Origin of the sequence: Caballeronia sp. LZ029, assembly GCF_031451275.1 — a bacterium.
GTDB classification, from domain to species: Bacteria; Pseudomonadota; Gammaproteobacteria; order Burkholderiales; family Burkholderiaceae; genus Caballeronia; species Caballeronia jiangsuensis.
In genome coordinates this window covers 1-338 of sequence record NZ_JARUXO010000062.1, presented here as the reverse complement: position 1 = coordinate 338, position 338 = coordinate 1, and the positions used below count along the sequence as shown (strand labels likewise).

Genomic DNA, 338 nt, shown 5'->3' with positions numbered 1-338 from the left:
ATCTCGACGATCACCGCCGCATCGATCTCGCCCGCCTCGACTTGCGGCGCGAGCGCGAGCGCCTTGCCGGTGACGAGCCGCACATCGAGCCGTGGATACCGACCTTTCAATTCGGTGACGACGGATGCGAGCGCGCCCATCGCCGAATCGACCGCGCCGATGGAAACCGATCCGGCGATTTCATCATCGAGACCGGTGAGACGCATGCTGTCGTACAGGGCGACGATGCGCTCCGCTTGCGGCACCACCTGCTTGCCGAGGCTCGTCAGCCGGTTGGTGCGCCCCACGCGGTCGAAGAGCGGCCGCTTCAGATCGTCTTCGAGCGATTGCATCTGCAT

At 65.1% G+C, this 338-nt stretch carries 1 protein-coding gene; it reads right to left on the bottom strand.

Features of this window, described 5'->3' with window-relative positions; translation table 11 throughout:
• A partial coding sequence (locus QCE73_RS34050; RefSeq protein WP_309885342.1) for a LysR substrate-binding domain-containing protein occupies positions 1-338 on the bottom strand: 338 nt, incomplete at both ends.